The sequence below is a fragment of the uncultured Halomonas sp. genome, from assembly GCF_947501415.1.
In the GTDB taxonomy this organism is placed as follows: Bacteria; Pseudomonadota; Gammaproteobacteria; order Pseudomonadales; family Halomonadaceae; genus Halomonas.
In genome coordinates this window covers 121,928-138,377 of the sequence record NZ_CANMVL010000007.1, presented here as the reverse complement: position 1 = coordinate 138,377, position 16,450 = coordinate 121,928, and the positions used below count along the sequence as shown (strand labels likewise).

Sequence of the window (16,450 nt, the reverse complement as noted above, 5' to 3'; positions counted from 1 at the left end):
TATACGCGCTGTGGCCGCGAGTCTCCATGCACCCCACCCTGACCCTGACTCCAAGGCCTGTGCGCCAGCCGGGTGATTGGGTATAGTAACCGCACAGATGCCACCCTTATGCTGACCACTTTCACAAGCGCACGGATCGCAACCCATGCAGGCGCTCGCCCTGGCCGTAATGGCCTCTCTCTTCTATCTCGCCGCCGCCTCCTGGCAGGGACTGACCCTGGTTCGCCGGGTAGCGCCACAGCCGATGCTGGTGCGCGGCCTGTCGCTGCTTGGCCTGCTCTGCCACCTGCCACTGGTCGTCAGCCTGTTCGGTCATGATGCTCAGGTACTGCCGGGTTTCTACACCAGCATGATCCTCATCAGCGCCATGGCGGTGGCGGTACTGCTGGGTGTCAGCCTGTTCAAGCCGGTACTGGGTGCCGCCGTCGGCGTCCTGCCGATGGCGGGCTTCGCGCTGTTGCTGGCTGCCACGGTACCGGCACCCCCTCCGGCCGAGGCACTCTCCCCCGGCGTCGCCCTCCACGCCATCAGCTCCCTGCTGGGATTCGCGGTGCTGGCCATCGCCGCCGTGCAGGCCATCCTGCTGGGTCTGCAGAACCGTGCCCTGCGCCACCACCATATCCGCGGGATCGTTCAGGCCCTGCCCCCGCTCACCTCCATGGAACGGCTGCTGTTCGAGCTGATCTGGGCCGGCATGGCACTGCTGACCCTGGCAATCCTCAGCGGCTTCGTGTTTCTCGACAACATGTTTGCCCAGCACCTTGCCCACAAGACGATCCTCTCGCTGGCTGCCTGGGTGATCTTCGCCATCCTGCTGTTCAGCCACCACCGCCTGGGCTGGCGCGGCATGCGTGCCGTGCGCTGGACCCTGGGCGGTTGCGCCGTTCTGCTGGCAGCCTACTTCGGTAGCCTCTTCGTGCTGGAAGTGCTGCTCAACCGCGGCTGAGCGGCCTTTCTGACACCTTGACACCGCGCGCCCACCTCCCGTCAAATCGAGCCTGACCCGCGACCGAGGACTCTTCGACTTGAGCGACGACTTCCCATTGGGATTGCTGTTCGGCCTGCTGTTCCTGCTTGTCTGCCTGTCTGCCTTCTTCTCGAGTTCAGAGACCGGCATGATGTCGATCAACCGCTACCGCCTCAACCACCGGGTCAGCAGCGGGGAGGCGCGGGCCCAGCGTGTCGCCAGACTACTGGCTCGTCCCGATCGGCTGATCGGCGTGATCCTGATCGGCAACAACTTCGTCAACAACCTGGCGGCCTCCATCGCCACCATCATCGCCATCCATTTTCTCGGCGATGTCACCGGCCCGGCCGTCGCCACCGCCGCGCTGACCATCACCATCCTGATCTTCGCCGAGGTCACCCCCAAGACCTATGCGGCGGTGAAACCGGATCGCATCGCCTTCCCCGCCTCGCTGGTGCTCGAGCCACTGCTCAAGCTGCTCTACCCGCTGGTGTGGCTGGTCAACGTGATCTCCAATGGTCTGCTGCGGCTGATCGGGGTACGCAGCATCGATGGGGATGGCGACAACCTGACCCGCGACGAACTGCGCACCGTGGTTCACGAGGCGGGCACCCTCATTCCTCATCGCCACCAGGCGATGCTGCTCTCCATCCTCGATCTCGAGAACGTCACCGTGAACGACATCATGGTGCCGCGACACGAGGTGATCGGCATCAACCTCGACGACGACCTCGACGAGATCCTCACCCAGATCCGTACCAGCCAGCACACCCGGCTGCCGGTCTACAAGGGCGACATCAACAACATCATCGGTCTGCTGCACCTGCGCAATGCGGCACGCTTTCTCTCCCGGGGCGAAGTGACCAAGGCCGCCATCGTCCAGGAGGCTCGAGAGCCCTACTTCATCCCCGAATCCAATCCGCTGCACACCCAGCTGCTCCACTTTCAGCAGCAGAAGCGGCGTATCGGCATCGTGGTGGACGAGTATGGCGATGTGGAGGGCCTGGTGACCCTGGAGGATATCCTCGAGGAGATCGTCGGCGAGTTCACCACCGGGGTGGCAGGCATGCAGGAGGATATCCGGCACCAGGAGGACGGCAGTGTGGTGATAGAGGGCACCGCCAATATCCGCGACATCAACAAGTCGCTGGGCTGGCAGCTGCCTACCGACGGCCCCAAGACGCTCAATGGCCTGATCCTCGAACACCTTGAGGGGTTTCCGGAGGGCCCGACCTCGCTACAGGTGGGCGACGTGCGCATGGAGATCCAGGCGGTGCGTGACAACCTGATCACCGCGGCACGCTGCTGGCTGGCCCCGCGGTGAGCGCGACGCCAGGCACATGCCTCTAGCGACTCTGGGCCTGGTGTTCGACCGCCGGCTGGATCGAGGCATCCCCCACGCACTTGAGCTCCCGAACTCTGGCCTCCAGCTGGCAACGAGTCGCCGCCCCGGGAGAGAGCGGCTCGCCGAGCTGCAGCACCACTCGGGCGCGGAAACGCCGCGGTCGCTGACTCAGCGCACGACCGTGGCAGTGAGAGGTCCATGAGCCCCAGAGCCCGGAGAGGCTCGCGGGAATCACCGGCACCGGATCACGGGTGAGGATCAGCTCCAGGCCACGGCGAAACCCCTGCACCTCGCCATCCATTGTCAGACGCCCCTCCGGAAACAGCATCACCACCTCGCCATCGCGCAGCGCCCGACTCACCTCCTCCATCGCCCGGCGCAGACTGCCGGGATCGCAGCGCTCCGACTCGACGGGAATCGCCCCCACCAGCCGGAACAGCCAGTTGAGCCAGGGTGAATCATAGATCGGCTTGTCCATCAGAAAGCGCAGTGGTCGCGGGCTCGCGCCACCCAGCACCAGGGCATCCATGAAACTGACGTGGTTGCACACCACCAGGGCCGCCCCACGCTCGGGAAGGTGCTCGAGCCCCGTCAGGCGCAGCCGATAGAGCAGGCGAACCAGCAGATAGACCAGCAGGCGTACCGCCGGGCGCGGCGCCCGAATGATCCGCCAAACGAGACACAGCGCCACACAGGCGATCAAAAACCAGCTAAACGCTGTCACGACGACACCTATCTGGCCCTCAGGCCGGCGAGGATGGTGTCGAGCAGCTGGTCGAGCAGCTCCCCCACTTCCAGCTGCTGGCCCTGCCAGTAGCCCAGCCGCTCGTTCAGGCCCAGCTGTACCAGGCCATGCACGCTGCCCCAGAGGGTGCGCCCCAGCCGGCGCGCCTCGAGATCATCCAGGGCCGGCTGGTACTCCTTGAGAGTGGCTTCGACACGCAGGAAGAGCGCCTCGATCATCTCGTTCTGGCGCTGGTCCAGCTCTCCCTCCTGGGCCAGCGGGAAGTCGAACAGCAGCTGCCAGCGATACGCTTCGCGCTGGGCAAACTGCCAGTAGGCACGCGCCAGGGCGCGCAACCGCTCCTCCGGTGCCGACTGGCCGGCCAGCGGCTCGACCACCTCGCGCAGATGCCCAAGGGTCTCGATATTGACGTGCTGCAGGAGGTTGTGAAAGCTGCCATAGAGCTTGAGCAGAGTACTGGGCGCGCACCCCACCTCACGGGCCAGCGCACGCAGTGAGAGGCCGTGTACCGAGTTGCCCTGCAACCAGGCATCACAGGCCGCCATTACCTGGGCATGAAGCGCCTCGGGGGCATGTTGTCTGGGACGAGCCATCGAGTTCCTCGCGTGCCGAAGCAGGCAGTTGCGTGAAGGTCCCCAAGGATAGCGCACATCGAACACTGTTTTCGATAGCCATGTTACCCTGACACTCCTTAGACCCGGAGATCCCATGGCCGGCCGACTGCATATCGCCCCGATCGACATCAGCCAGCTCGTGCCCGATCTGGCGATGGAGACGCCCCTCTTGACCGGTGCCAACCTGGCCCCCCGACGCATGCTCTCGGGCATTCGCCTGGAAGCGGGCCGGCCGCGCCTGGGACAACTGTTCTGGGGGCTGACCCCGCCCTGGCTGGAGGTGCTGGACCACGCGCCCCACTGCGCCCGCGCCGAATCCCTGGCGTCGCGCCGCATGTTCCGCGAGGCCTTCCACGCCAGGCGCTGCCTGATCCCGGCCACCGGCGTCTATGTATGGAAGCCCCAGCCACGCTTCAAGCAGCCCTTTCTGGTCACACGAGTGGACCGCGGCCCGCTGCTGCTGGCCGCGCTCTGGTGTCGCTTCCACACCAGCCTGGCCGAACACACCGACTCCATGGCGCTGATCACCGTGCCGACCAACGGCCTGCTGGCACCACTCAGCGATCGCCTCCCGGCGGCAATACCGCCTGCCGTGGCACGGCGCTGGCTCGATCCGCAAACACCAAGCGAGGCGGCCCAGGCCATGCTGGCGCCGGCGCCCAGGGAACTGTTGGGCGCTTTTCCGGTATCAAGACGTGTGAACAATCCGGCTAACCAGGACGCGGCCTGCGCCCACCCGGTCGGCCCCATGCTGCGCCACGAGGCCTGAGCCGACTTCCCTGCACAAGGAGTGAGAATGTTGCCTATCCTGTCCGTCGCCCGCTGCGGGCGACTGCTGCCACCACTGCTTGTCCTGCTGGGCCTGGCCTCACAGAGCCTAGCCTCCCAGGCCTTGGCCACCCAGACGGCAACCACCCCCACTGCGGCCGTCGAGGAAAGCACCACACCCAGAGTCAGCCCTCACGATGAGCGCGACTATCGCGTGCTGAGGCTGGAGAATGGCTTCACCGCCCTGCTGGTCAGCGACCCCGATGCCGACAAGGCCGCGGCCTCCCTCAATGTCTCGGTCGGCAGCGCTCAGGATCCGGCAGACCTGTCGGGGCTCGCCCACTTCCTCGAGCACATGCTGTTTCTGGGCACCGAGCCCTACCCCGAGGCGGACGCCTATCAGGGCTATCTGACCCGCCATGGCGGCAGCCACAACGCCTTTACCGCGCCACAGGACACCAACTACTTCTTCACCATCGAGCCCGACGCTCTCGAAGGCGCCCTGGATCGCTTCAGCCAGTTCTTTATCGCGCCGCTGTTCAACGCCGACCGCCTGGAGAGCGAGCGCAACGTGGTGCACTCCGAATATATGGCGCGCATCCGTGACGAGGGCCGGCGGGTCAATGACGTGCTCGACCGCCTGCTGAATCCCGAGCACCCCTTCACCGGCTTTTCGGTCGGCAGCCGCGCGACTCTGGCCGACCGTCCAAGCGACGAGGCGAGTCTGCGCGAGCGGGTCATCGACTTCTACGCATCGTACTACGGTGCCAATGTCATGCATCTGGCGGTCGTCGCCCCTCAGCCCCTCGACGAACTGGAGCGGCTGGTCGCCGAGCGCTTCGCCGCGGTGCCCGACCGAGGCCTGGTGCGACCGGAGATCAGCGACCCGCTGGCCCTCGCGGAGACACTTCCCAGGCGAGTCACGGTGAAGTCCCTGCGTGACAGCCATCAGCTGCGCTTCCTCTTTCCGGTGGACGACCCCATCGCCGAGTACCGTCACAAGCCTGCCGACCTGATTGCCCACCTGCTCGGGCATGAGGGAGAGGGTAGCCTGCTTGCGACCCTGCGCGAGGCAGGCTGGGCCGACGGTCTCTCCGCGGGCATCTCGCGGGGAGACGGACGCCACGCCCTGTTCACCATCGGCATCAGCCTGACCCCGCAGGGGGCAGAGCATCGCGATGCCATCGAGGCCAGCCTGTTCGCTGCCATCGAGACGATTCGCGAGGCCGGCCCCGAGGCGTGGCGCTACGCCGAGCAGGCGCGCCTGGCCGAACAGAGTTTCCAGTTTCAGCAGCACGGCTCGCCCCAGCAGGACGCCATGCGCCTGGCCATGAACCTGGCACGCTACCCCGTGGAGGATGTGCAATATGCCGACTATCGCATGGACGGCTTCGACCGGGCTCGGTCCCGCGACTACCTGGCCGCACTGAGGCCCGACAACCTGATTCGACTCTATAGCGCCCCGGACGTCGAGGGCGAGCGGACCTCGCCCTGGTTCAACGCCCCCTGGGGTGACGACGCCTACAGCGCCGATGGCACGCCTCGCGACGGGCTGAAGCTACCCGCCCCCAACCCCTATATCGCCGAGGACCTCGCGCTGCTCGACGCCCAGCACGAGCGCCCTCGACAGCGTATCGATGAACCCACCTTCACATTCTGGCACATGGCCGACGCCAGCTTCGCCACGCCCAAGGTGGAGTGGCGCTTCAGCCTGCAACACCCACGTGCCGCCGAGGCACCCCGCGAAGCGGTACTGGCCCGGCTGCTCGCCGGCTGGCTGGAGGACAGCCTCAACGAGGTACTCTACCCCGCGCGGCTGGCCGGCCAGGGGGTCGAGGCCTACGCCCACGCCCGCGGCATTACCCTGGCCTTCTCCGGCTGGCGCGATCGTCAGACGATGGTAATGGAGCGTGTGGTCGAGCAGCTTCAGCAGGGGGCCATCGAAGCCGACGCCTTCGAACGGGTACGCCACCGCCTGCAGCGGGAGTGGCGCAATGCGCCCCAGGACCCGCTCCACCGCCAGGCCAACCGCACCCTGGCCGAGGCCCTGGTGCGCCCTCAGTGGCCCACCAGCGCACTGCTTGAGGCCAGCGAAGGCATGACGTCGGGGGACCTGAGCGAATTCCGCGAGGCTTTCCTCGACGAGCTGCACCTGGAGGCCATGGCGGTGGGCAATATCGGCGCCGAGCAAGCCGACGAGATTGCACGGCAGATGGCCGACACCCTGGCGCCGAGCCTGACGGCGGCAGCGATTCCCGACCTGGTCCCGCTGGCTGCCTCCGCGGATCTTCCCGCCCTGACTCCGCAGACAGGTCGCGAGGAGTCGATACTGCTGCGCTACCTGCAGGGCCCGGACCGCTCCCTGGATAGCCAGGCACGCCTGGCACTGCTCGGCCAGCTGATCGACACTCCCTTCTACCAGCGTCTGCGCACCGAACAGCAGCTCGGCTATGTGGTTCACGCCGGCTACTCGCCGATGCTGGATGCCCCGGGCCTCGCCCTGCTGGTGCAGTCACCGGAGACCGATAGCGAGTCGATCGCCGACCATATGGATCGTTTTCTGGAGAGTTTCGGCGCCACCCTGGAAGCGCTGGACGAGGAAGCACTCGCCCCTTACCGCCAGGCGGTGCATGCCGAACTGATCCGGCGCGATACCAGCCTTTCCGGCCGGACCAATCGTCTGTGGCGCGCCCTGGCCTACGGCGATACCGAGTTCGAGCGGCGCGAAAAACTCGCCGAGCGGGTCCTGGCTGTTACCGCCGACGAGCTGCGCGAGGCCTGGACGGCCCTGCTTGCCAGTCCCGAGGTGCGAGTCGCCTATGACCCGGGCGATGCGCCCACCGACGTGCTGGCATTCACGGCTGACCTCGAGCCACTGCCCGAAGGTAAAGAGTGAGGGGCGAGGAGTGAGCCCCGGCTGCGCCGGAAGCGATAAGCTGTAAGACTGAAGAGGGCCACATCAAAAGTGATGTGGCCCTGACGATGGCAGGCCAGGCAAAAGCTGCTGCGAACGGTAAGGCAATGCGTTAGTCCGCGTCGAATGCCTGGGGAGGCAGGATGGCCTCGACATGCATCACCAGCTCCTCGAGGATTTGACGGTCGCGGTCGCTCAGCTCGACTCGGTTGAGCCGTTCGATCTCTCGGGCGAAGCCCTTGAGAGTCAGGCTGGCCACCTCGGCGTCATTCATGCGCGCCCAACGATAGGCCTCCCACTGGGCCAGTTCATCGCCTTCAAGCGTCTCGGGGAAGCTGCGCGCGCGATAGCGAAACAGCATCTCCTCCAGGCGTGCATCCTGGAAGGCGAAGTTGGCACCCACCAGGTCCCAGGCCGCCATCTCGCGCACCTGCTGCATCTGACGGCGATCCGCCGGCGAGAAGAAACCTCCCGAGTAGAGCATCAGGTCGGGATCACCCGCCCCCGTCGGGGGTGGCTCGGCGAACACCTCGGCGGCACGGGCGGCCACCTCAGGATGCCCAGCCAGACGTTTCCAATGCTCGCGACAGGTCGCCATATCCAGCCCCAGGCGCTCGACGATATCGCCATGCTCACCGCGCCGCGGGCCTGCCACGTCCTTGAGGGCGCTGGCGGGGAACAGCACAGGGCACTTGTTGATATGGATCACCTTGAGCGGGATGCGCTCGGCACCCTCGGCAAGGTCGTCGTTGCTGACGAAGACCCTCTGGCGGATCTGTTCGGCAGAGAGCTCGAAGAGTGGCGTGGGGTCCACCGAAAGATCATAGACGACGACCCCGTTGGGGTTGCTGGGATGCTCCGCGAGGGGCACCACCAGGGCGGCACAGCCGCGACTGGCCGGGTAACGCCGCGAGATATGCAGCAGTGGCTTGCGTCCAGGCACATCGAGCAGCTTGCCCACGGCGCGCTTGCCGCGCAGCTTGAGCAGAAAGTCGAAGAGGTTGGCATTGGCCTTACGCAGACGCCTGGCCAGGGCGATGGTCGCCCGCACGTCGGCAAGGGCATCGTGGGCCCCGGCATGCTCGATGCCGTTGGCGGCGGTGAGATCCTCGAGCCGGAAGCTGGGCGCCCCGTCCTCGCGACGCGGCCACTCAAGACCCTCCGGGCGCAGGGCGTGAAAGGCCCGCACCACATCGATCAGGTCCCAGCGCGAGTTGCCGTTCTGCCACTCTCGAGCATAGGGGTCGAGCAGGTTGCGATAGAAGAGGTGACGACTGACCTCGTCGTCGAAACGCACGCTGTTGTAGCCCACCGAGCAGGTACCCGGGACGCTCATCAGCGCCTCGATCTGCCCGGCAAACTGCGCCTCGGGCAGCCCCCGGCGACGCGCTTGCTGGGGCGTGATACCGGTGACCAGACAGGCCTGGGGGTGCGGCAGGAAGTCATCTGCCGGCCGACAGTACCAGGTGACCGGCTCACCGATCTCGTTGAATTCGGCATCGGTACGGATCGCGGCGAACTGAGACGGGCGGTCGCGCCGCGGATCGGCACCGAAGGTCTCGTAGTCGTGCCACAGGAAGGTCTGCGGGGCGTCAGGCGGCGCCATCAAGGTCTCTCCGGCGATTCAGCATGGAGGCAACAGCCTAGCACAGCCCAACGACTCACTCAGCCAGACAGGTTAGCCGGACAGACTCAACCCGGCGACCCCTTGGGCAAGGTCACATTGAGCTCGAGCACCGAACAGTTGTCCTCACTGTCGAGGCTGATGTTGATGGCGTCATCATCCACCTGCACATAGCGGCGAATCACCTCCAGCAGTTCTCGCTCCAGCATCGGCATGTAGTCCGGCTGACCGCGCTGGCTGCGCTGGTGAGCGACGATGATCTGTAGCCGCTCCTTGGCGACTGGCGCAGACTTCTTGCGCTCCCGTTTCAGGAATTCAAGCAGCTTCACCGACGACCTCCTCCAAACATGCGACTGAGCAGACTCTTCTTCTGATACTCGTGGAAACGCAGCGGGACGTCCTCGCCGATCAGCCGCGATACGGTATCGGTATAGGCCTGGCCGGCATCGCTGGAAGCGTCGTGGGTTACCGGCACCCCCTGGTTGGAGGCGCGCAGCACCGCCTCCGACTCCGGAATCAGGCCGATCAGGTCGATCGCCAGAATCTCGCGGATATCCTCGAGGTTGAGCATGTCGCCGGTATCGACCCGCAGCGGGTTGTAGCGAGTGATCAGCAGGTGTTCCTTGATGGCTTCCTCGCCACGCTCTGCACGTCGTGTCTTGGAGGCGAGCAGGCCGAGAATACGGTCGGAGTCGCGTACCGAGGAGATCTCGGGGTTGGTGACCACGATCGCCTCATCGGCGAAGTACATGGCCAGCTGGGCTCCCCCTTCGATACCGGCGGGCGAGTCGCAGAGGATGTAGTCGAAGTCCTTGCTCAGGGTCTCGAGCACCTTCTCGACCCCTTCCCGCGTCAAGGCCTCCTTGTCACGTGTCTGGGAGGCGGGAAGGATGTGTAGATTTTCCACACGCTTGTCGCGGATCAGAGCCTGGCTCAGCCCCGCCTCACCCTGAATGACATTGACCAGGTCGTAGACCACACGCCGCTCGCAGCCCATGATCAGGTCCAGGTTACGCAGCCCGACATCGAAGTCGATGACCACGGTCTTGTTACCGCGCAGTGCCAGGCCAGTGGCAATGGCTGCCGCGCTGGTTGTCTTGCCGACGCCTCCCTTGCCGGAGGTCACAACGATGATCTTGGCCAAGAGTCACTTCCTGTCGTGTTGTTGAAATGGAGCGGGCCATCGAGGGAGATACCGCTCAGGTGAGCGAGGTGATGCCCAGCTGATCCCCGTCGAGGCGAACCTGTACCGGGGTGCCCAGCAACCGTCGGTCGATGTCCTCGAGGCGCTTGTAGTTCCCGGCCACCGAGAGCAGCTCGGCGTGGAGCTCACGGCAGAAGATGCCGGCCAGGGCATCACCATGGATGCCGGCCAGGGCACGACCACGCAGAGCGCCGTAAACGTGCACGCTGCCTGCAGCGAGCACCTCGGCGCCGGCATTGACCGCACCGATCACCACCAGATCACCGCTGGGGGAGGTGACCTGCTGCCCGGAGCGTACCGTGCCACGAAAGATGCGTCCGCCACCGATGTTGTCGGGCGGCACCGCCAGCTCGGCAGGCGCCTCGTCATCGGCGGCAACGCTCTCCAGCGGGCGAACCCTGCCAGCCTCCTGGGGTGGAAACCAGCCCAGCCCCAGGGCCCAGGCCGACTGCTTGATCGGATCGGCACCCCCGCGCACCGCCACCGGGAGCAGTTTATGAGCCCGGCATACGGCGCAAATACGCTCCAGGGCGAGATGAGGCTCGTCGAGCTTCTCGACACTGAGCACCACCGGTGTGTGCTGAAAGAAGGCCGGCGACTGACTGAGCTTGCCGGCGAGCTGATCACGGATCAGCTCGGGGTCCGCACTGGCCAGCTCCATGACCGTCATCGGCAGCATGCCTCCCTTGAAGGTGAAGGCCGTGCTTTCCCTGTCCAGTTTGAGGCTCATTGCCGAACTCCAGGTCGCTGTGATGGGAGTAGAGTCAAAGCTAAGCGACTCCTATCTCCCCTGCAACTCTCATCATACGCCCGACACCCCCTGGCTGTCAGTGTCGCAATATGACCACAGACGCCCGGGGCACGGACTTTTCCCCAACCGCGCCGCATGCTTAGATAGCCCTTGCCCAACCGATCAACAATGATATGAGCGGATGTGCCTCGGCACGCCGCCCCTCTCGCCAGGATAGCCAATGTCCGGACTCCTTCGCCGCTTCTTTGCTCCCCGCTGGCAGCACCCCGACCCCGGCGTGCGCCGCCAGGCCATCGAGCGCCTCGACCCCAACCGCCACGACCAGCGCCATGCCCTGGAGCGGCTGGCTGCGGACGCCGACCCTGGCGTGCGCACCGCGGCACTGGCCCGGCTCGAGGACCCCGAGGCCCTGATCTCCCTGCTCGACGAGACGACGCGCTCAACGGAGCTCACGCGACGCCTGACGCGGTTGATCTGCGGCAAGGAGGGACGGCTCGAACTTTCCACACGAGTCGCCATGGTGGCACGCCTGAGTGAAACCGAGCTGCTCGAAATCATCGCCCTGGAGGGTGACAACCAGCAGCTGCGACTGGCAGCTATCGAGCGTATCCATGACGAGGATGCCCTGGTACACCAGGCCTGCGACAACGGCATTGCCGCCGTGCGCCATGCGGCGGCGGCAAGGGTCGACAGCGACGCCGGCCTGTCACGCCTGGTGCGTGAGGCAAGGCGCGACCGCCAGGTGATGCGCCAGGCTCGCGAGCGGCTCAACCAGCGGCGTGCCGATGCCGCTCAGCTGGCCGCCGCCAGGGAGCACCGCGAGGCACTGGTCAGCGCACTGGAGCGCCATGCGAGCGCACCCTGGGAGCCTCTCTACGCCGGCCGCATGCGCCACCTGATGCGCGAGTGGCAGCAGCTCGAGGACACACCCGATCCAAGCCTGGAGCGACGCTATCACGATGCCTGCCTGCGCTGTCGCAAGGTGGTCGAGGATCATGAAGCCCAGCAGCGTGCCAACGCCGCGGTCCATCGACATCGCGAAGATGCTCAGCAGGCCAGCGCGAGCCTGGTGGAAGCGCTGGAGGAGAGTCTCGAGGCACTCGAGCGCAGTGAAACACTGGGCGCTCAGGATATCGCCAGCCTGCGCTCCCAGAAGCGCCTGCTGGCTCATCGCTGGCAGGAGCTGGCCGACCTGCATGTCACCGATGAAGCGCTGCGCCGGCGTTACGACACCGCCCTGGGACGGATCGAGAAGATCGGCAGCGCCTGGGCCCGCCTCGACCAGCGGGCCGGCGACCTGGAGCGTGCCCTCGAAGAGGATGACAGGGAGCGCCTGAAGACACTGCTCACGGCAATCGACTGGCCCGACAGCCTGCCCCCCACATCACTGCTCCACACCTGCCGCCAACGCCTCGAGCGGCATGCCACGCCTGCCGGCGTATCGGCTGAGCATATCGAGACCCAGCTCGATGAGCTCGAGCGCCTGCTGGAACGCGGCGCTTTCAAGCCTGCCAGCCGCTTGCATCAGCAGCTGCGCCAGCTTACCGAGGGCGCCGACCCCGCCACCCTCCGCCCTCTCGAGGCACGCGCCAGGCGCCTCGGCGCGAGGCTTGCAGAACTGCGCGACTGGCGCGGGTTCGTGGCCGGCCCCAAGCGCGAGCAACTGGTTGCCAGCATCGAGGCACTGGCCGATGACGAGACCAGCGTGGAGGCCGCCCTGGACCGGCGCCACCGTCAGCTGGTGAGAGAGTGGAAATCGCTGGGAGACGCCGCTGCCAATCGTGAGCAGTCGACACGCTTCCGCACCGCTTCGGACCGCATTCATCAACGTCTGGCGCCATGGCGTGCACGCCTGGAATCCGAGCGAGACAATAACCTGGCGACACGCATCACGCTCTGCGAACAGCTCGAGACACTTCTCGACCACCCCGCCCAGGAGGCCGATCCAGATGCCCTGCGTGAGATACGCGACCGGGCTCGAGACCAGTGGCGTCGAGCCTCACCGGTTCCTCGCGATAAGTCGGAGGCCGTCGGTCGGCGCTTCGGGGCCATTCGCCACCGTCTTCAGGCGCTGATCGACCAGCGCGCCCGGGAGATCGCCGAGGCCAAGCGCGAGCTTGTCGATGAGGCCCGGCAGCTATCGGAGGAGGAGCAGATGCCGGCGGCCAGGCGGGCCGAACGGGCCAAGGAGCTGCAGCGCCGCTGGCGAGCGCTGGGCCGAGCCCCCAAGGGCGAAGAGCAGGCCCTGTGGCGTGAATTCCGCAGCCTGTGCGATACCATTTTCGCCAGCCGCGAGGCGGCCCGGGACGACCGGCTCCGCCGCGCCGAAGAGCGACTGGATGCCATGCAGGCGCTGATCGACCGCCTGCATGGCTGGCAGCCCGCCCGATCAACCGACGAGGCAGTATTGACCCAGGCCATCGCCGAGGCTGCCGCACTGGAGCCCCTACCCGGTGGTCGGCGCAGCGAGGGCATGCGCCGACGCTGGTCGGGCATCGTCCGGGCACGGCGCCAGCGGCTGGAGAGGCTGGCGGTGAGCGAGCAGGTAACTGGCTGGCGGGAGGTACGCCCGCTGCTCGACGCCCACCTGCAGGCAGATGCCGAGGACCTGGCGGGCAACGACCCCGGCGATGTCCCCCTGCCGGAGGGCCAGACACTTGCCGAGGACCTGCGCAACGCCCACTTCCGTCGCAACGCAGCGCGCCGTGAAGGCACCGCCGCCGATACGGTCGAGGAGCGCCTTGCACGCGCCAAGGTACACCTTGCGCTGCTGGCCGAGGGCAGCGTCAGCCATCGTGATGAGCCTCTGCGTCTGGCGATTCAGGTCGAGCGCCTCAATGACAACCTGGGCCGCGAACCCTCCCGAGCCGAAGAGGTACGCAGCGTGCTGGTCGAGCTGCTCGCCATCGGGCCGGTTCCCCCTGCACTCTGGGAGCACAATGTCGGCGAGCTGGACCATATGCTGGAGCGACTGTCGAGCCTGCCCCCTCCCTGAGCGCTTTTCCCGCCCCCTGAACGCCACAGGAGCGCGAGGTTTCCCCCGCGCTCCTGTGTGGTCCTGCCCGTAACGAGATAGGAGGAAGCCGGCATCAGCCCATGAACTGGCCGCCGTTGATATCGATGTTGGCACCGGTGATAAAGCCGGACTCCTCGTCGGCCAGATAGGCCACCAGGCGGCCGATCTCCTCGGGCTTGCCATAGCGCTTCACCGGGATCGTCTCACGGATCGATTCGCGCACCTTTTCGGGGATATTCATGATCATGTCGGTCGCGATATAGCCCGGCGACACGGTGTTGACGGTGATGCCCTTGGTAGCGGTCTCCTGGGCCAGAGACATGGTCAGGCCATGCATCCCCGCCTTGGCGGCGGCGTAGTTGACCTGGCCGAACTGCCCCTTGCGGCCATTGATCGAGGAGATGTTGATGATCCGGCCATACTGCCGCTCGAGCATGCTCTCGACCACACTGCGGCAGGTATTGAAGACACTGTTCAGGTTGGTATCGATGACCTCGTTCCACTGCGCGGGGCTCATCTTCTTCATGGTGCCATCGCGAGTGATACCGGCACAGTTCACCAATATGTCAATGGGACCGTGCTTCTCCTCGATCTCCTTGACACCCTTCACGCAAGCGTCGTAGTCAACCAGATCGACTCCGGCGATGTCGATGTTGTCGAAGCCAGCCGCCTTCTGCTCCTCGAGCCAGGCCTTGGCCTTCTCCGGGTTATGGTAACCGGCCACTACCTTGTAGCCTTCGGCGGCCAGTGAGCGGCAAATTGCACTGCCGATGCCGCCGGTACCACCGGTGACCCAAGCGACGCGTGATGAATTGGCCATGTATATCTCCCTGATGATGATGACACTGTACACCGGCCACCCCGGCCGGACTGCACATTGTTCTTGGTCAAGCTGTCATCTTGATGACAAGCCAAGGACAGTATGGCCCAAGGAAGGCGAGAGGGACGAGCGTTTGAGGACAATGCTTGACTAAAGGTGAATCCCGTGTAGAATACGCCTCACGTTGATGCGGGGTGGAGCAGTCTGGTAGCTCGTCGGGCTCATAACCCGAAGGTCATCGGTTCAAATCCGGTCCCCGCTACCAAATATCGAGAAAGCCGATTCCTTAGGGAGTCGGCTTTTTTGTGCTCATGACCCGGTGACCATCGGTTCCCTCTCGTTTCAGAGTCAGCGGTCCCCGCTACCAAATATCGAGAAAGCCGATTCCTCAGGGGGTCGGCTTTTTTGTGCTCATAACCCGGCGGCCATCGGTTCCCTCTTGCTTCAGAGTCAGCGGTCCCCGCTACCAAATATCGAATAAGCCGATTCCACTGCGAGCCGGCTTTTTTGTGCTCATAACCCGGCGGCCATCGGTTCCCTCTTGTTTCAGAGTCAGCGGTCCCCGCTACCAAATATCGAATAAGCCGATTCCACTGCGAGTCGGCTTTTTCGTGCCCATGACCCAAGGTCATCGGCTCCCTCTCTCCCCTGCCCTTGAATCCGGCCGTCCTCACCCGCATATCCTGAACAAACACACTCGTTTCCGGGAATCCAACCATGTCCATCGTCGATCCGCGTACCGGTGAGCCGCTCACCGCCGATACCAGTGCCCCGCAGGAAGCCCAGCCACAGCCCTCCCAGCCGGAAGCGGGCGAGGCGCCCGAGGTCATCATCGACGTCGATGCCAGCAATATTCAGCAGGTGCTGGAGCTTTCCATGCAGGTGCCAGTACTGCTCGATTGCTGGGCACCCTGGTGTGGCCCCTGCAAGAACCTGATGCCGGTGCTGGAGAAGCTTGCCCACGAGTACCAGGGCGCCTTCCTCCTGGCCAAGCTCAATATCGACGAGAATCAGGAGATCGCCGCCCAGCTGGGGGTGCGCTCGGTGCCCGACGTCAAGCTCGTCAGCCAGGGAGGCCTGGTCGATCACTTCCAGGGCGCATTGCCCGAGAAGGAGATCCGCGAGTGGCTGGGGCGTTACTTCCCGGCGCCGGAAAATGTCCCGGCGAGCCCCGAAGACCAGGCCGCCGAGGCACTGGCCGCCGGTGATGCCGCCGGTGCCCGCGCCATCTACCAGGAGCTGGTCCAGCAGTATCCGGAGCATATCCCCTATCAGATCGAGCTGGCGCGAACCCTGGTGGCCGAGGGGCGCGCCGATGAGGCCCGTAGTGTGCTCGACAATCTGCCGCCGGAAGAGCGCGATGCCGCCCCGGCCCGAGGCGTGCGGGCCAGCATTGAGTTCGGCGAGGAGGCCCCCTCCGTCGAAGAGTTTGCCGCTCTCGGTGAGCGCGAGGACAGCGAGGCCCAGTATCTGCGCGCCCTGCGCCGAGTCGCCGACGGCGACTACGAGACGGGCCTCGAGGGACTGCTGGCCTTGATGAAGGCCGACCGCAGCTATGGCGACGATGCCGCACGCAAGACCCTGCTGCGGGTCTTCGATGCCCTGGGCGCCGACCACCCGCTGACGGTCAGCTACCGCCGCAAGCTGTTCACGATGCTTTACTGATCCCACGGCTCCGGTTC

Annotated in this window: 13 protein-coding genes and 1 tRNA gene; 7 read left to right on the top strand and 7 right to left on the bottom strand. The window is 65.5% G+C overall.

The genetic code is table 11. From position 1 onward, the window contains the following. Positions 1-145 precede the first annotated feature (145 nt). Positions 146-946, top strand: a complete 801-nt coding sequence (gene ccsA / locus Q0894_RS05225) for a cytochrome c biogenesis protein CcsA (protein ID WP_299232143.1) — start codon at positions 146-148, stop codon at positions 944-946. 79 nt (positions 947-1,025) lie between these two features. Beyond that, the gene (locus Q0894_RS05220; RefSeq protein ID WP_299232141.1) at positions 1,026-2,291 is read left to right on the top strand and encodes an HlyC/CorC family transporter; all 1,266 of its coding nucleotides are present in this window, start codon (positions 1,026-1,028) and stop codon (positions 2,289-2,291) included. A 22-nt stretch (positions 2,292-2,313) separates the two neighbouring features. On the opposite strand, the gene Q0894_RS05215 is transcribed toward Q0894_RS05220, so the two are convergent. Beyond that, positions 2,314-3,036: a 1-acyl-sn-glycerol-3-phosphate acyltransferase gene (locus tag Q0894_RS05215; RefSeq protein WP_299232139.1), complete on the bottom strand. Its 723-nt coding sequence runs from the start codon at positions 3,034-3,036 to the stop codon at positions 2,314-2,316. An 8-nt stretch (positions 3,037-3,044) separates the two neighbouring features. Beyond that, positions 3,045-3,650 carry a TetR-like C-terminal domain-containing protein gene (locus Q0894_RS05210; RefSeq protein WP_299232137.1) on the bottom strand — a complete coding sequence of 202 codons (606 nt, stop codon included), beginning with the start codon at positions 3,648-3,650 and terminating at the stop codon, positions 3,045-3,047. Between the two features lie 115 nt (positions 3,651-3,765). Here Q0894_RS05210 and Q0894_RS05205 point away from each other — a divergent pair, with 115 nt between their 5' ends. Both Q0894_RS05205 and Q0894_RS05200 read left to right on the top strand, forming a co-directional pair. Further along, the gene (locus Q0894_RS05205; protein WP_299232135.1) at positions 3,766-4,440 is read left to right on the top strand and encodes an SOS response-associated peptidase; all 675 of its coding nucleotides are present in this window, start codon (positions 3,766-3,768) and stop codon (positions 4,438-4,440) included. Between the two features lie 27 nt (positions 4,441-4,467). Further along, positions 4,468-7,335, top strand: a complete 2,868-nt coding sequence (locus Q0894_RS05200; RefSeq protein WP_299232133.1) for an insulinase family protein — start codon at positions 4,468-4,470, stop codon at positions 7,333-7,335. A gap of 130 nt (positions 7,336-7,465) precedes the next feature. On the opposite strand, the gene sbcB is transcribed toward Q0894_RS05200, so the two are convergent. From sbcB to minC, 4 genes are all read right to left on the bottom strand, one after another. Further along, positions 7,466-8,959: an exodeoxyribonuclease I gene (gene sbcB / locus Q0894_RS05195; protein WP_299232131.1), complete on the bottom strand. Its 1,494-nt coding sequence runs from the start codon at positions 8,957-8,959 to the stop codon at positions 7,466-7,468. Between the two features lie 86 nt (positions 8,960-9,045). Continuing rightward, a complete protein-coding gene (gene minE, locus Q0894_RS05190) occupies positions 9,046-9,306 on the bottom strand; it encodes a cell division topological specificity factor MinE (protein WP_299232129.1) in 261 nt (86 codons plus the stop codon). Next, a complete protein-coding gene (gene minD / locus Q0894_RS05185; protein WP_299232127.1) occupies positions 9,303-10,121 on the bottom strand; it encodes a septum site-determining protein MinD in 819 nt (272 codons plus the stop codon). Before minD ends, minE begins: the two co-directional genes overlap by 4 nt. 55 nt (positions 10,122-10,176) lie before the next feature. Beyond that, positions 10,177-10,911 carry a septum site-determining protein MinC gene (gene minC, locus Q0894_RS05180; protein ID WP_299232125.1) on the bottom strand — a complete coding sequence of 245 codons (735 nt, stop codon included), beginning with the start codon at positions 10,909-10,911 and terminating at the stop codon, positions 10,177-10,179. A gap of 241 nt (positions 10,912-11,152) precedes the next feature. On the opposite strand from minC, the gene Q0894_RS05175 reads away from it, so the two are divergent. Then, positions 11,153-13,927: a DUF349 domain-containing protein gene (locus Q0894_RS05175; RefSeq protein ID WP_299232123.1), complete on the top strand. Its 2,775-nt coding sequence runs from the start codon at positions 11,153-11,155 to the stop codon at positions 13,925-13,927. A gap of 94 nt (positions 13,928-14,021) precedes the next feature. Here Q0894_RS05175 and phbB read toward each other — a convergent pair whose 3' ends face one another. Continuing rightward, a complete protein-coding gene (gene phbB, locus Q0894_RS05170; protein ID WP_299232122.1) occupies positions 14,022-14,768 on the bottom strand; it encodes an acetoacetyl-CoA reductase in 747 nt (248 codons plus the stop codon). A 188-nt stretch (positions 14,769-14,956) separates the two neighbouring features. Here phbB and Q0894_RS05165 point away from each other — a divergent pair. After that, positions 14,957-15,033, top strand: a tRNA-Met gene (locus Q0894_RS05165). Between the two features lie 452 nt (positions 15,034-15,485). Further along, positions 15,486-16,433 carry a tetratricopeptide repeat protein gene (locus Q0894_RS05160; protein ID WP_299232121.1) on the top strand — a complete coding sequence of 316 codons (948 nt, stop codon included), beginning with the start codon at positions 15,486-15,488 and terminating at the stop codon, positions 16,431-16,433. Positions 16,434-16,450: the final 17 nt, after the last annotated feature.

Excerpts from the sequence above, each read along its gene's own strand:
- sbcB (WP_299232131.1), bottom strand. The coding sequence starts at position 8,959 with ATGGCGCCGCCTGACGCCCCGCAGACCTTCCTGTGGCACGACTACGAG.
- Q0894_RS05160 (WP_299232121.1), top strand. The coding sequence starts at position 15,486 with ATGTCCATCGTCGATCCGCGTACCGGTGAGCCGCTCACCGCCGATACC.
- Q0894_RS05175 (WP_299232123.1), top strand. The coding sequence starts at position 11,153 with ATGTCCGGACTCCTTCGCCGCTTCTTTGCTCCCCGCTGGCAGCACCCC.
- Q0894_RS05210 (WP_299232137.1), bottom strand. The coding sequence starts at position 3,650 with ATGGCTCGTCCCAGACAACATGCCCCCGAGGCGCTTCATGCCCAGGTA.
- Q0894_RS05200 (WP_299232133.1), top strand. The coding sequence starts at position 4,468 with ATGTTGCCTATCCTGTCCGTCGCCCGCTGCGGGCGACTGCTGCCACCA.
- minC (WP_299232125.1), bottom strand. The coding sequence starts at position 10,911 with ATGAGCCTCAAACTGGACAGGGAAAGCACGGCCTTCACCTTCAAGGGA.
- Q0894_RS05205 (WP_299232135.1), top strand. The coding sequence starts at position 3,766 with ATGGCCGGCCGACTGCATATCGCCCCGATCGACATCAGCCAGCTCGTG.
- phbB (WP_299232122.1), bottom strand. The coding sequence starts at position 14,768 with ATGGCCAATTCATCACGCGTCGCTTGGGTCACCGGTGGTACCGGCGGC.
- ccsA (WP_299232143.1), top strand. The coding sequence starts at position 146 with ATGCAGGCGCTCGCCCTGGCCGTAATGGCCTCTCTCTTCTATCTCGCC.